The sequence below is a fragment of the Bacteroides luti genome, from assembly GCF_900128905.1.
Classification (GTDB): domain Bacteria; phylum Bacteroidota; class Bacteroidia; order Bacteroidales; family Bacteroidaceae; genus Bacteroides; species Bacteroides luti.
Map to the genome: position 1 here is coordinate 85,303 of NZ_FQTV01000004.1, position 14,997 is coordinate 100,299.

General features: G+C 35.8%; 13 protein-coding genes. 8 read left to right on the forward strand and 5 right to left on the reverse strand.

The window, feature by feature from the left end:
- Nucleotides 1–96: 96 nt before the first annotated feature.
- Genes BUC21_RS04760 through BUC21_RS04770 form a run of 3 tightly spaced genes read right to left on the reverse strand, consistent with a single transcriptional unit; the run spans nucleotide 97 to nucleotide 2,492 of the window.
- Nucleotides 97–1,281 (reverse strand): class I SAM-dependent rRNA methyltransferase, encoded by a 1,185-nt coding sequence (locus BUC21_RS04760; RefSeq protein WP_073399763.1) that lies wholly within the window; start codon nucleotides 1,279–1,281, stop codon nucleotides 97–99.
- The gene (locus tag BUC21_RS04765; protein WP_073399765.1) at nucleotides 1,282–1,920 is read right to left on the reverse strand and encodes a 3'-5' exonuclease; all 639 of its coding nucleotides are present in this window, start codon (nucleotides 1,918–1,920) and stop codon (nucleotides 1,282–1,284) included. It lies immediately after the preceding gene.
- Nucleotides 1,917–2,492, reverse strand: coding sequence for a DUF5063 domain-containing protein (locus BUC21_RS04770; RefSeq protein WP_073399767.1), 576 nt, complete (start codon nucleotides 2,490–2,492; stop codon nucleotides 1,917–1,919). The genes BUC21_RS04765 and BUC21_RS04770 overlap by 4 nt, the downstream gene beginning before the upstream one ends.
- A gap of 317 nt (nucleotides 2,493–2,809) precedes the next feature.
- On the opposite strand from BUC21_RS04770, the gene BUC21_RS04775 reads away from it, so the two are divergent.
- The 7 genes from BUC21_RS04775 to BUC21_RS04805 all read left to right on the forward strand — a co-directional run bounded on the left by BUC21_RS04775 (nucleotide 2,810) and on the right by BUC21_RS04805 (nucleotide 13,161).
- On the forward strand, nucleotides 2,810–5,272 hold the full coding sequence (locus BUC21_RS04775; protein ID WP_073399769.1) for an FtsK/SpoIIIE family DNA translocase: 2,463 nt from the start codon (nucleotides 2,810–2,812) through the stop codon (nucleotides 5,270–5,272).
- A gap of 37 nt (nucleotides 5,273–5,309) precedes the next feature.
- Nucleotides 5,310–5,921, forward strand: coding sequence for an outer membrane lipoprotein periplasmic chaperone LolA1 (locus BUC21_RS04780; protein ID WP_073399771.1), 612 nt, complete (start codon nucleotides 5,310–5,312; stop codon nucleotides 5,919–5,921).
- Between the two features lie 8 nt (nucleotides 5,922–5,929).
- Nucleotides 5,930–6,877, forward strand: a complete 948-nt coding sequence (trxB, locus tag BUC21_RS04785) for a thioredoxin-disulfide reductase (protein WP_073399773.1) — start codon at nucleotides 5,930–5,932, stop codon at nucleotides 6,875–6,877.
- 218 nt (nucleotides 6,878–7,095) lie between these two features.
- Entirely contained in the window at nucleotides 7,096–9,927 is a 2,832-nt protein-coding gene (locus BUC21_RS04790; RefSeq protein ID WP_073399775.1) for a M16 family metallopeptidase, read from the forward strand.
- 79 nt (nucleotides 9,928–10,006) lie between these two features.
- The gene (locus BUC21_RS04795; RefSeq protein WP_073399777.1) at nucleotides 10,007–11,488 is read left to right on the forward strand and encodes a DUF5687 family protein; all 1,482 of its coding nucleotides are present in this window, start codon (nucleotides 10,007–10,009) and stop codon (nucleotides 11,486–11,488) included.
- Between the two features lie 43 nt (nucleotides 11,489–11,531).
- Nucleotides 11,532–12,239, forward strand: coding sequence for an ABC transporter ATP-binding protein (locus BUC21_RS04800; RefSeq protein WP_073399779.1), 708 nt, complete (start codon nucleotides 11,532–11,534; stop codon nucleotides 12,237–12,239).
- A 37-nt stretch (nucleotides 12,240–12,276) separates the two neighbouring features.
- Nucleotides 12,277–13,161, forward strand: a complete 885-nt coding sequence (locus BUC21_RS04805) for a TraB/GumN family protein (RefSeq protein WP_073399781.1) — start codon at nucleotides 12,277–12,279, stop codon at nucleotides 13,159–13,161.
- Between the two features lie 344 nt (nucleotides 13,162–13,505).
- Here the strand turns inward: BUC21_RS04805 and BUC21_RS04810 are convergent, their stop codons facing one another.
- A complete protein-coding gene (locus tag BUC21_RS04810; RefSeq protein ID WP_073399783.1) occupies nucleotides 13,506–13,901 on the reverse strand; it encodes a VOC family protein in 396 nt (131 codons plus the stop codon).
- Between the two features lie 4 nt (nucleotides 13,902–13,905).
- Nucleotides 13,906–14,271, reverse strand: coding sequence for a winged helix-turn-helix transcriptional regulator (locus BUC21_RS04815; RefSeq protein ID WP_073399785.1), 366 nt, complete (start codon nucleotides 14,269–14,271; stop codon nucleotides 13,906–13,908).
- A gap of 255 nt (nucleotides 14,272–14,526) precedes the next feature.
- Between BUC21_RS04815 and BUC21_RS04820 the strand changes: the two genes are divergently transcribed.
- Nucleotides 14,527–14,976: a cupin domain-containing protein gene (locus BUC21_RS04820; RefSeq protein ID WP_073399787.1), complete on the forward strand. Its 450-nt coding sequence runs from the start codon at nucleotides 14,527–14,529 to the stop codon at nucleotides 14,974–14,976.
- Nucleotides 14,977–14,997 lie beyond the last annotated feature (21 nt).

The following is a 14,997-nucleotide window of genomic DNA, read 5'->3' on the forward strand; positions in this document are numbered from 1 at the left end:
TAGATGAATTATGTTATGTAACATAGCAAATTACATAAAACATTCAATATATTAACATATTTTACACGAAAGTTTCAGATTTTATATTATTAACGCTTATTCTACATATAATACTAACCCTTTAAGGTATTCTCCTTCCGGGTGATAAATATTTACCGGATGATCTGCAGGCTGGGTAAGCTGATGTAAAATCCTCACACTTCTACCCGACATTGCAGCCGCTGTAAATACTGCTGTACGGAAATTGTCTTTTGTTACAACCTGCGAACAAGAGAACGTAAACAATATGCCGCCCGGTTTAATTTTCTCAAAAGCTTTAGCATTTAATTTCTTATATCCTTGCAAAGCATTATGCAGTGCAGCTCTATGCTTAGCAAAAGCCGGTGGATCGAGAATAATCAAATCGTACTGATCTCCCATTCTATCCAGATACTTAAATGCATCTTCAGCATAAGCTGTATGACGGGCATCGCCAGGGAAATTCAATTCTACATTTTTATTAGTCAAGTCAATTGCTTTAGCAGAACTATCTACTGAATGAACCAGATTGGCACCTCCACGCATTGCATAAAAAGAGAAACCACCTGTATAGCAAAACATATTGAGCACCGAACGGTCTTTAGCATATCTTTCCAGCAAAGAACGGTTCTCTCTTTGATCAACAAAGAATCCGGTTTTTTGCCCTTTCAACCAGTCTACATGGAATTTCAATCCATATTCCTGAGCAATATTATCAGAACTACCACCTTTGATAAAGCCATTTTCCTGTCCTAAATCTGCCTTGAAAGGTAATGTTGTTTCAGATTTATAATAGATATTCTCAATGGCATCTCCCATTACTTGAGAAAGAGCACTAGCTACCTCCATTCGGTAAACGTGCATTCCTACTGAATGAGCTTGCATAACAGCTGTTTTGGCATAAACATCAATGATTAAGCCTGGCAGGTTATCACCTTCACCATGAACCAGTCTGTATGTATTATTGGTAGGGTTACCAGCTAGTCCTATCCCTTTTCGTAAGTCGTAAGCAACTTCTAATTTCTTAACCCAGAAATCATGGTTTACTTCTTCTTGTTTAAAAGAAAGGACTCGTACTGCAATACTTCCCACCTGAAAGTGACCTAAAGCAATAAACTCCTTTTTTGAAGTATACACATCTACAATTTCACCCTCTTCTGGTTCTCCCTCGAAGCGACTAATTGCTCCTGAAAAAATCCAGGGATGGAAACGCTTCAGCGATTCTTCTTTCCCCGATTTCAGATAAACTTTTTTGTAAGCCATTTATTTTTCTTTTTCTTCAATTACCGGTTCTACTATTTCCTCTTTTACATAATCACCCGTTTGATGCAACTCTTGCAACAAGGTATAAATCTTGAGACATGTCCATGCGTCTGTAGCAGCATACTGTTGCTGTGACGGACTTAATGTTTCGGCCTCCCAATTAGAAAGGCGTTGCGATTTAGATATTTTCTGACCAAAAAGGATAGCATATATTTTTTGCAGACTTTTATCCTGAATACCGAATGGTTTAACAAATTCCTGCAGCTCGATACAATTTTGCTGTTTAAAAGAGACTCTGCGGTGCAAAGCCAAAAAATCATCCTTCAACGAGAGTCCTACTTTTACAATCGAAGGATTCTCCAGCAAATCAATCAGTACTTTAGGAAATCCTATCAGGTTTAAGCGAAACAGGAAGCAATGAGTATCTGTAGCAACCTGCAGCAAAGAGACTTTATGTGATTTTCCCTTAACAAAAGACGGCTTTGTTTCACTGTCAATTCCCAGTACAGCATACTTGTTCAAAAACTCAATAGCACGTTCAGCATCTTTTTCAGTACAAATCATTATAATTTTGCCATCGAAAGTTACTTTCGGCATTTCTGATATATCGTCTTTTGTTATAGTTCTTTTTACAATCATAATACTTCGTTCAACTTTTCATCATCATCAATTTCGTCTTCATCTTCATCTTTATTATCAGCATTATACTTCACATCGTGCAAGGCTCTCAAAGTATTAACTAATTTTTGTCCCCAATATAAAGCAAAATGTTCCTTGCAAATAGCCAATGAATCATGCATTGTTTCATTATATCCCAATTGAAAAACAAAAATAAAATCCTTCAAGTCCTGATAAATATCAGCTAAATCTTCCGATATGCATTTTTTTATAGGAGTATCGCTATAAGCCATTTCAGGAAGAAAAACTTCAAGATAGTCATCCTTTTCCCTTAATACATAAGCTACATTCATACGCATCAATTCATAAATTTCCTCAGTAACATATGTTTCCGGAGCTTCATCTCCAACCATTTCACATTCGGGCAATAATGATGCTTTAAGATAAAGCAATGGCAATATTTTTAGAGTGGTATCAACAAAAGAACTTCGCTTTGCACTTTCTGCGCGTTCCAGATAAGCACAAAATTCAGCTGCCACTGTTACAAATTCCACAACATCTCTGCTGAATATCACTTGATGATTATTTTCCATACAACTTTTCAATTAAGCCGCAAAGTTAACAAAAAAGGAGTAATCCAACTGCAAATCAATGTATTTTAACGTGAAATGTAAGTACAATGCACCTTTTAGTAATCTGAGAGATAAGAACCTGTAATATGACGATAAACTTTTCTTCTTAGTCCAAAAGCATCATCTTGTACAAGAAAACTATTCGTTTTGTACAAAATCCATTATTTTTCTACAAAATATTCATATTATTTTTTGCTAAATTTTTATTTGATTCTTAATCTCCAACTAATGTTATTTTATTATTTTTGCAGAATCAAACAATAAAAATAAAATTCTTAATGGCAAAGAAAAAAACAGATAAGAGCCCGGCAATGGAGCCTGTTTCCACCAATAATTTAACAAAAACCTTTCATAATGAGACTTTTCATTTTATTATTGGTTTAATGATGGTGATTTTTTCAGTCTATTTACTACTGGCTTTTACTTCCTTCTTTTTTACCGGAGCAGCCGATCAAAGTATTCTGGACAATCCTAATCCAGACCAACTATCATCGATAAATAACCACATAAGAAATTATGCTGGTTCGAGAGGTGCTCAGATGGCAAATTACTTAATTAACGAATGCTTTGGAGTCTCGTCATACTTTATACTGTTATTTCTGAGTATAGTTGGTATGAAATTGATGCGAGTACGTAATTTCCGTATCTGGAAATGGTTTATTGGCTGTTCTTTGCTGCTTATCTGGTTTTCTGTATTTTTTGGATTTGTATTCATGGACAACTATAAAGATAGCTTCATTTACCTTGGAGGATTGCATGGATACAACGTTAGCAATTGGCTGGTTTCGCAAATAGGTGTTCCAGGCATATCTTTGCTTCTTTTAGCTACTGCCCTTTGCTTTCTGATTTATCTAAGCACACAGACTATTATCTATATCCGACGTGCACTACAGCTTAATTTCAGAAAGAAAAAAGAGAAAGAAGAAGCTTTGGTTGCAGAAGACGACACACTAGAATTTACCAATCCTGAGCCTAAGACTGTAAATTTCAAGCTAGACCGTAGTTTTGAACAAAAAGCAGTATCTAAGCCCATGGAAACTATACCCCCTGCACCTATCGAAGAAGCACCTGTTGAAGATTGGGTAAAATCAAACATAGTAAATGAAGAGGAAATAGAATCTCCAGAATTTACTGAAGAAAATGATGAGGAAACTGAAGATAAAGAACCAGAATTCAAAATAGAATCTGCACAATCCAGTGATGATGAAACTTATGATGCCTCTAATTTAGGGAAGTATAATCCTACACTTGATTTGGAGAACTACCGTCATCCAAGTCTGGACTTGATGAAGCGGTACGATAACAATGAGCCTGCCATTAATATGGAAGAACAGACTGCCAACAAAGATAAGATTATCAGTACGCTAAGAAGTTTCGGTATTGAAATAAGTTCAATTAAAGCAACTGTAGGTTCTACAGTTACTTTATACGAAATTACCCCTGAAGCAGGTGTACGTATTTCCAAGATTCGCGGGTTGGAAGATGATATCGCTCTTAGTCTTTCTGCATTAGGTATTCGTATCATTGCACCAATTCCAGGAAAAGGAACCATTGGTATTGAAGTTCCAAACTCCAATCCAAAGATTGTTTCCATGCATTCAATCATTTCATCCCGAAAGTTTCAAGAATCGACATTTGATCTCCCTATTGCATTTGGTAAGACCATTACCAATGAAATTTTCATGGTAGACCTTTGTAAGATGCCTCACGTACTTGTGGCCGGAGCTACCGGACAGGGTAAATCTGTAGGATTAAATGCTATTATTACATCTTTACTTTATAAAAAGCATCCTGCTGAACTGAAATTTGTTTTGATCGACCCAAAGAAGGTAGAATTTAGCATTTACTCAACTGTAGAAAAGCATTTTCTTGCTAAATTACCTGATGGCGAAGAGGCCATTATTACAGACTTTACCAAGGTTGTGCATACACTGAATTCTCTTTGTATTGAGATGGATACCCGCTACGATTTGCTTAAAAAGGCACACACTCGTAATATTAAGGAATATAACGAGAAGTTTATAAATCGTAGACTAAATCCGGAAAAGGGACATAAGTTTATGCCATATATTGTAGTGATTATAGATGAGTTTGGTGACTTGATTATGACTGCCGGAAAAGAAGTTGAACTTCCAATTGCACGTATTGCTCAGTTGGCACGTGCCGTAGGTATTCACATGATTATTGCCACTCAACGTCCTACTACAAATATTATCACCGGTACAATTAAGGCCAACTTCCCGGCTCGTGTTGCATTCCGTGTGTCGTCAATGATGGACTCACGTACAATTCTCGACCGTCCGGGAGCTAATCAGCTTATTGGTCGCGGGGATATGCTTTTCTTACAAGGAAGTGATCCGGTTCGTGTACAATGTGCATTCGTTGATACTCCTGAAGTAGAAAAAATCACCGATTATATTTCTCGTCAACAAGGATATACTACAGCATTCTACTTGCCTGAATATGTAGGAGAAGAGAGTGAAAGTACTGTTGGAGATGTTGACATGAACCGTCTCGATCCAATGTTCGAGGATGCAGCTCGACTGGTTGTAATTCACCAACAAGGTTCTACATCACTCATACAACGAAAATTCTCTATCGGATATAATCGTGCCGGCAGAATTATGGATCAATTGGAGAAAGCTGGAATTGTTGGTCCGTCAGAGGGAAGTAAAGCCCGCCAGGTTATGTGCATTGACGAAACCGACTTGGAAATGCGATTGGGTAATTTGAGACAATAGTCTTTTATTTAGCATAAAAAAAACAAAGAATAAAACAATGAAAAAGTATATCATTACATTGCTTATTAGTGCTTTGATCTTGCCTTGCTTTGCGCAAAAAGATGCACAAGCTAAAAAGATTCTTGACGAAACATCGGCTGCTTTTGCTAAAGCAGGAGGTATAAAAGCTACTTTCAGAATTAAATCGGGAGGTAATCAGATAAATGGTGTACTGCAGCTAAAGAATAGAAAGTTCTTTTTAGACACAAATGATGCTACAACTTGGTTTGATGGAAAAACTCAATGGAGCTATCTTAAACATAGTGATGAAGTAAACATCAGCTTACCTACTGAAGACGAACTGCAAAGTATGAATCCTTATGCCTTACTTAATATTTATAAAAATGGATATAATTATAAATTAAACGGCGTAGTAGGTAACAATTATAAAATTACTCTGACTCCGGAAAATAAGAAAAAAGCATTTTCACGTATTGTCCTGCTAATCTCAAAAAGTAATTATCAACCTCAACATATTACTTTAGAGCAGCCTAACAACAATAGTGAAATAACTATTACAAGCTATAAAACGAAACAATCATATTCGGACTCTTTGTTTCAGTTTAATAAAAAGAAATATCCAAATGCAGAAATTATTGACTTAAGATAAAAAACAAAATGGAAAATATAGAAAGAACAAGATGCCTGATTATCGGTTCTGGACCGGCAGGATATACAGCAGCTATTTATGCTGGAAGAGCAAACTTATCTCCTATCCTATATGAAGGATTACAACCTGGAGGACAGCTAACAACTACAACAGAAGTTGAAAACTTTCCTGGTTATCCGGATGGAGTAGATGGTAACCAATTAATGGATGACTTGAAAAGACAAGCAGCTCGTTTCGGTGCCGACATCAGGACCGGACTAGCTACTGCTGCTGACCTTAGTAAAGCTCCTTACAAGATTACGATTGAAGGTGAAAAAGTTATCGAAGCAGATACTATCATTATTGCTACCGGTGCTACTGCTAAATACCTGGGACTGGAAGATGAAAAGAAATATGCCGGAATGGGAGTTAGTGCATGTGCTACATGTGATGGATTCTTTTACCGGAAAAAAGTAGTTGCAGTAGTGGGTGGAGGTGACACAGCTTGCGAAGAAGCCATCTATTTAGCAGGATTGGCTAAGAAAGTATATCTGATTGTTCGTAAGCCATTCCTGAGAGCATCTAAAATTATGCAGGAACGTGTATTAAATCACGAGAAAATAGAAGTTCTGTTCGAGCATAACACTTTAGGTCTCTTCGGAGAAAACGGAGTAGAAGGTGCGCATGTTGTAAAACGCATGGGAGAAGCAGATGAAGAACGTTATGACATAGCCATCGACGGTTTCTTTTTAGCAATTGGTCACAAGCCAAACTCTGAAATATTCGCTCCTTATCTTGATACCGATCCTGTTGGATACATTATTACAGAAGGTGATACCCCGCGTACTAAAGTTCCAGGAGTATTCGCAGCCGGCGATGTAGCAGATCCTGTATACCGACAAGCTACAACAGCTGCCGGAAGCGGATGTAAAGCTGCGATTGAAGCGGAGCGTTATTTAGCTGAGCACAAATTATAATATATCACTATTTGATTAATAATCAATTATTCATTAATAGCTATTAATCAAAATAACTATTATAATGTAATACTTTAAGAGTTCCCTGATAAAGATCTAAAAACTTTATCGGGGAATTTCATTTTTATGACAATAAATTTACTTACTTTGTGATTTTTAATATTTATGAAGCGACTAACTGAATAAAAATATATTTAAACATCCAATTTATATAAATTATGAGATCTCTATTTAAAAATTTATTCACGGCATCACTACTATTTTGTGCTAGTACAACTTTTGCACAACAGCAAATGCCACCAATACCTATTGATAAAGACGTAAGGATAGGTAAGTTAGAAAACGGATTAACTTATTATATCCGTAAAAACACAACCAATGAAAAAAGAGCTGATTTCTACATAGCGCAGAAAGTTGGTTCTATTCTTGAGGAACCACAACAAAGAGGGTTAGCACACTTCCTGGAACACATGGCTTTCAATGGTTCAAAGAATTTTCCGGGAACAGATAAAGGCTTAGGCATTGTTCCATGGTGTGAAAGTGTAGGAATAAAATTCGGAGTAAATCTTAATGCTTATACAAGTATTGATCAAACCGTATATAATATTTCCAACGCTCCTGTTACCCGCGAAGGAATATTGGATTCTTGCTTGCTTATTTTACATGATTGGTCAAATGACTTGTTACTAACAGACAAAGAAATTGATAAAGAACGTGGCGTTATTCATGAAGAATGGCGTTCTCGCATGAGTGCTATGCAACGTCTACGTGAAAAAGCATTGCCTATAATGTATGCAGGAACCAAATATGCAGACTGTATGCCTATTGGAACAATGGACGTAGTTGATAACTTTAAATACAAAACACTTCGTGATTATTATGAAAAATGGTACCGCCCAGATTTGCAAGGTTTGGTTATTGTAGGAGATATTGATGTAGATGCTGTTGAAGCTAAAATCAAGAAAATGTTCAGTGATATTCCAAAACCGGTAAATCCTGCATTACGTACTTACTTCCCTGTTAATGACAATAAAGAACCGATTGTTGTAATTGAGAAAGACAAAGAGCAAACCAATATGCAGATTTTGCTTTTCAATAAACACGATGTATATCCTGATTCTTTAAAGAACAACATGCAATACTTGTTTTTTGATTACGCAAAAAATATGATTGGTAACATGTTGAATGCCCGTTTAAACGAGCTTACTCAATCTGCTAATCCTCCATTTGTCTATGGATACGCATACGATAACAGCTTCTTTGTTTCAAAAACAAAAGATGCTTTTACAGGTGTTGCAGTATGCAAAGAAGATGGAGTTGAAAATGCATTAAGTACTCTTCTTCGCGAAATAGAACGTGCTCATCGCTTTGGCTTCACTGAATCAGAATATGTACGTGCACGTGCTGAATATCTGAGAAATCTTGAATCTGAATACAACGAACGCGGTAAAAAGAAGAACGAAGACTACATAAATAGCTACGTTAACAACTTTACAGATAACGAACCTATCCCAAGCATTGATGACAATTTTGCTATTATGAACAAAATAGCTCCAAATTTGCCAGTAGCCATGATTAATGAGGTTATGAAATCATTCGTTTCTGACACAAACCAGGTTGTAGCAATCTTTGGTCCTGATAAAGAAGGATTAGTATATCCTACTAAAGATAAGATTCTATCTATTCTTAAAAACGTAAAAGCTGAAAACATTACCGCATACGTGGATAAGGTATCTAACGAACCACTTATTCCGGTAGCTCCAAAAGCTGGTAAGATTATTTCTACAAAAGAAAATACGAATTTTGGTACAACTACACTTACATTATCAAATGGTGTGAAGGTTATCGTTAAGAAGACTGATTTCAAAGCTGATGAAATTCAAATGAAAGGTGTTAGTTTAGGTGGTAGTTCACTAATGCCAAACTCTGAAATTATTAATATCAAATCACTTAATGATGTAGTTGAGTTAGGAGGATTAGGAAACTTCAGCGCAGTTAACTTACAGAAAGTTTTAGCAGGTAAAAAAGCATCTGTAAGCTCTTCTGTTGGAACAAATACAGAAGGTGTTAACGGTAGCTGCTCTCCTAAAGATTTGGAAACAATGTTACAGCTCACTTATCTTACATTTACTGCTCCAAGAATGGATGCTGATGCATTCACATCTTACAAAACACGTATGAAAGCCTCTTTGCAGAACAGAGAAGCAAATCCTATGGTAGCTTTCAATGATTCTATTACATTCGGTATGTATGGTAATCACCCAAGAACAATACGTATTAAGGCTGACATGATTGATAAAATTGATTATCAGAAATGTATGGACTTATACAAAGATCGCTTTAAAGATGCAAGTGATTTTACCTTTATTCTGGTTGGTAACGTAGATCTTGAAAAGGCTAAACCGCTAATTGAACAATATCTTGGATCTCTTCCATCAATAAACAGAAAAGAGACATTCAAAGATACAAAGATGTATACGCGTAAAGGTCAATACAAGAATGAATTCAAGAAGAAACAGCAAACTGCTAAAGCTTCTGTATTTACATTCTATAATGGAAGCTGCAAATACACATCTCAGAATGATATCATGATGAGTATGCTTGCTCAGGTTCTTGACATTGTTTATACTGAAAAGATCCGCGAACAAGAAGGTGGTACTTATGGTGTTAGTGTATATGGAAACACTACTAAATACCCTAAAGAAGAAAGTTCTCTTCAAATTGTATTCCAAACAGATCCTGCTAAAAAGGATAAACTGATTAAGATTGTTTTTGATGAAATTGACAACATTTCAAAAGTTGGCCCATCAGAAACCAATCTGGCTAAAGTAAAAGAATATATGTTGAAGAAATACAAAGAGAACATAAAAGAAAATAGCTATTGGGTAGGTTGTATTGATGAATATCTTTACACCGGATTAGACATGGACGCTAATTATGAAGCTATTGTTAACAAAATAACAATAAGTGATCTTCAGAAATTTGCAAAGAGTATGTTCAGCCAAAAGAATCAGGTTGAAGTAACAATGACTTCTCCTGAAGCTAAATAATTAAATAACAGAGATAAGAAAAGACCTTTTGAAAAGGTCTTTTCTTACTTTTATCTTAAGTTCAAATACATATCTGTTTATGCTTTTAAAAGAATTACGAAAACACACCAAATTGGCCGCCAAACGGCATCCCATGTTCGAAAAGAATAAATTCGGGAAGTTTTATATCTACTTTATGATGTTATTTTGGGCCGGATATTTTATTTTCTTTGGTATTATCTTCGGATTTGGTTTTGCAGATATGTTTCCAACCATGGAGCCATATCATATAATGAATAAAGGGTTATTCATTATCCTTGCCATCGACTTTCTTTTCCGCTTCGCCTTTCAAAAAACTCCTACTCAGGAAATAAAACCTTATCTATTATTACCGGTTAAGAAGAACAAGCTACTCAATATTCTTCTTTTAAAATCGGCAACAAACTCATACAATGCCTTTTGGTTATTTATGATTGTTCCTTTTGCATTCATTACTGTTACTAAATATTTTGGAATAACGGGAGTCATCACCTATAGTCTGGGATTTTATTTATTGATGATTCTCAATAATTACTGGTACCAAATGTGCCGCACTTTAATTAATGAAAAAACTTATTTCGTAATTATACCTATCGTATTTTACGGACTTCTATTAACATTGGAACTTACCTTAGGCAATCCGGTGAGCAAATTCACTATGGAGGTAGGCGAATTATTTATCAAAGGAAATCTGCTTAGCTTCCTTGGTGTACTGATTGTTGCAGCTGGTTTGGGTTGGATAAACCGCACTATCATGATCAGAAATCTGTATGCCGAACTAGCCAAAACAAACGACACTAAAATAAAACATGTCTCAGAATATAAATTTCTGGAACAATACGGTGAAGTTGGAGAATACTTCCGTTTAGAGCTGAAGCTATTATTCAGAAACAAAAGAAGCAAATCTATGTTCCGTATGGGATGTTTCCTTATAATCATGCTTACCGGAATGCTATTTACACCTTCTTATGAAGGGCCACTTGGCAAGAGCTTTGTAGGAATCTACAACTTTGCAATTCTTGGAATCCTGATGCTCACACAAATAATGAGTTTCGAAGGGAATTACCTTGATGGGCTAATGAGTCGCAAGGAGTCCATCTATAATCTGCTTAGAGCCAAATACTATTTTTACAGTTTTGCTGTGATAGTTCCCTTTATTTTAATGATTCCAGTGATAATAATGGGGAAAATAACACTATTAATGGCTATATCTTACTGTTTCTTCACTACCGGATTTATCTATTTCATTATCTTTCAATTAGCTGTTTATAATAATAAAACAACACCATTGAACGAAAGTCTGATAGGTCGTCAATCTACCGGAACTGGTTTTCAGAGCCTTATCAGTTTAATGTCCTTTGGTGTTCCTATGCTGGTTATCAATTTGCTCAGAATAGCTTTCGGAGAAATAATAAGTCAGCTAATATTTCTGGCTATTGGTCTTGCTCTGACATTTACTTCAAATTATTGGATCAAGAATATCTATAAACGCTTCATGAAAAGAAGATATAAAAATATGGAAGGATTCAGAGATTCCAAATAAAAGTGTTTCATTTTTTACCTTATCATTTAAATTCAAATAAGCCATGGCAACAATAAAAATCAATAATTTACAAAAAGACTTCGGCGAAAAAAGAGCTGTAGATATAGATAATTACGTAATAAACAACGGAGACATATTGGGTTTGGTAGGAAACAACGGAGCTGGTAAGACCACATTCTTCCGTCTAATCCTGGATTTGTTGCAAGCCAGCAACGGAGCTGCCTTTATCAACGACATCGATTCCAGCAAAAGTGAAGAGTGGAAAAACTTTACCGGTGCATTTATTGACGAAGGTTTCCTCATTGATTACCTCACTCCGGAAGAGTATTTCTACTTTATCGGAAAAATGTATGGACTAAAGAAAGAAGAAGTAGACGAACGTTTAACAACATTCGAACGCTTTATGAACGGAGAAGTTATAGGCCAAAAGAAATTTATCCGCAATTTCTCGGCCGGAAATAAACAGAAGATTGGTATTATCTCGGCCATGATTCACAATCCGGAACTTCTTATACTGGATGAGCCATTTAACTTCCTTGATCCAAGTTCACAGTCAATTATAAAACACATCCTTAAAGATTATAGCCAACAGACTGGTGCTACAATACTGATTTCCAGTCATAACCTGAACCACACTACAGATATCTGTCCACGCATTGCTTTGCTGGAAGATGGAAAGATTATCAGAGACATAGACAACATTAATAATTCCGCTGAAAAAGAGTTGGAAGCTTACTTCAATGTTGAATAGATTTTCAACAAAATATTAATACTATAAAAAATCTTTTATGAAAAAACTATTTATTCTTTCGTGCATCTTGCTATTTTCAATATCTGCAGGCGCACAATCTCTTTTGTGGAAAGTATCGGGCAATGGATTAAAGACTCCATCGTATATATTCGGAACTCACCATCTCGCCCCATTATCTCTCCTTGATAAAGTCAGTGGCTTTAAAGAAGCTTTTGATGCAAGCAAACAAGTGGTAGGTGAACTGAATATGAAAGATGCACAATCTCCTGAAGGAATGAAAAAGATGCAGGATAAAATGTTCATTACCAATGATACTACCGCACAAATTCTTTTCAGTGATACAGAACAGGCGACTATAAATTCGTTCTTAAAAGCAAACATGGGCTTTGATCTTAATCAGGTGCCCAAAATAAGACCTGCATTTATTAGTATGATGGTAGCAATGACTATTGCAGCCAAAGCCCTTTCTTTCAATCCTAAAGAACAGCTCGACGGATATTTTCAAACTAAGGGAGAAGAAAGCGGGAAAAAGATTGCAGCACTCGAAACTTTAGAATTTCAAAGAGACCTTCTGTATGACTCACAATCTCTTCAACGCCAGGCACGTTTACTTGTATGTTCATTAAACGATACGGCCAAAATTGTAAGAGATACCAAAGAACTAACAGAAGCTTATAACAATTTCAATATTGACAAGATGCAAAAGCTGTCTGAGGAAAAACAAGGAAACAGCTGCGACCCTATACCAGGGGAAATGGAATCAATGATAGACAACAGAAATAAAGACTGGGCTGTTAAACTACCTGCTATTATGAAAGAAACTCCTTCTTTTATTGCTGTTGGTGCCTTACATCTTCCCGGAGAAAACGGATTGATTACTTTACTCAGAAAGCAAGGGTTCAAGGTTGAGCCTGTGAAATAACACTCCAAACAAGATAATTAAGCTTGCGGAAAAATGACCTCTATTTTTTGTTATTATAGGGGGTGAAACTAATTTTTCCGCAGCTTATAATCAGTTTGTTAACTCAAAAAGTAAAACGTATTGTCAGAAAACGACCTTATAAGTTGTCTCTCAAAACGAGACAGTCGAGTTAAAAAGTGTTTCATCACTCATTAATAACACTTTATCCAGATACACTAAAAATTAAAAGAAGAGTTGATGGCAATTAAACCCCAATAAATTAAAATCTAACAGGTTATCTTGCCCAGTTTATAAGGTTATATTTTTATTTATTCACCAAAGATTTTCAGAGCAAACGTTCTATTCTATACTTCCGCAGAAATCTCAATATAATTACCTTCAGGATCTAAAACTCCAGCTTCATAATAGCCATCTCCTGTTTTACGAGGTTCGCTGGCTATAATATAACCATCCGTCCGGAGTCGCTCCGTTAAACTATCAACCATTTCCTCATTACCAACTTCAATATCAAAGTGGGCAATACCTTTCATAAATCCACGTTTTGCCGGTTCATTTACAATGTCCGGACGATTCATTAATTCTATTCGGCAATCTCCACCACCAAACGAAAGAAAATACGAAGTGTAGTTCTTTGACGGATTATGATATCGATTGTTACTTACACAATCAAAATAAGTTGTATAAAATGTGCGCATTGCTTCAATATCATCACACCAAATTGCGAAATGGTCTATTCTCATAATACTATTCCACTTTTTTTATACGGTCATTCATTATACCATCCATATTTTCCATCGCCCAGGCTATAAGCATATTAATGTGAGGCAACAGAGACCGCCCCCTATCTGTAAGCGTATACTCAACTTTTGGCGGAACTTCCGCATAAACCTTTCTGCTTATAAAGCCATCCTCTTCCAGTGTGCGAAGCGTAGCAGTCAGCATCTTCTGTGAAATATCAGGGATGCAACGCTGCAATTCTTTAAACCGAGCAACTTCCTTCTCATGCAATATGTATAGCACAAGCATGGACCATTTATCACTAATTCGTGAGAGAATGTTCCTAATAGGGCACATGGGATTAAAACTATCTGAAAGTTTGACTTTACTCATAAGCTATGTATTTTTAGCGCAGCAAAAGTAACTAATAATATTAAATACAACGAATAATGAATCAGTCATTTACCTTCTAAAAATATTTTCAAAAAAAAGTACTCCGTAAGTTACTCGTTATCAACAAAGGTTTCATTGAGGTAACCATCTTACATGCAAGTACCTACTTGACAATCATCTGTTTGATACTTACTTTTGTAACGTAAAAGTTAGTTTAGCTTTTCATAATTAGTATAAGAATCAATCAGTAAGAAAATGAAAAAAGTAGAAAAAATTTCGGCAGCAGAAAATTATGCAGCTGTAACAATCGGCAATTTTGATCAGTTAAGTGAACATCTGTTTGTACTTGCTCCAGGTATAGAGATTCCAGGAAAAGTTTTTGTTGGCGAGTCAGTACAAAGTACTGGTACAGAAGTATCTTTTACAGTAGTTCCTGCGGGAGCAGGTGGTGATTTTCTTCATACTCACAAAACAAACGAAGAACTTTACATTGTATTAAAAGGTAGTGGAGAGTTTCAGGTTGATGGCAATCACTTTCCTATTTCAGAAGGTAGCGTAGTTAGAATATCACCTGATGGCAAACGTGCATGGAAAAATACCGGAAACACTCCGCTAACAATGATTTGTATTCAAAGTAAAAACGGATCGTTGAAAGATTTAGGAGTAACAGATGGGGTTATGCTGAAAGAAAAAATTAATTGGTAACATAAATTTCCGGTAAATCTG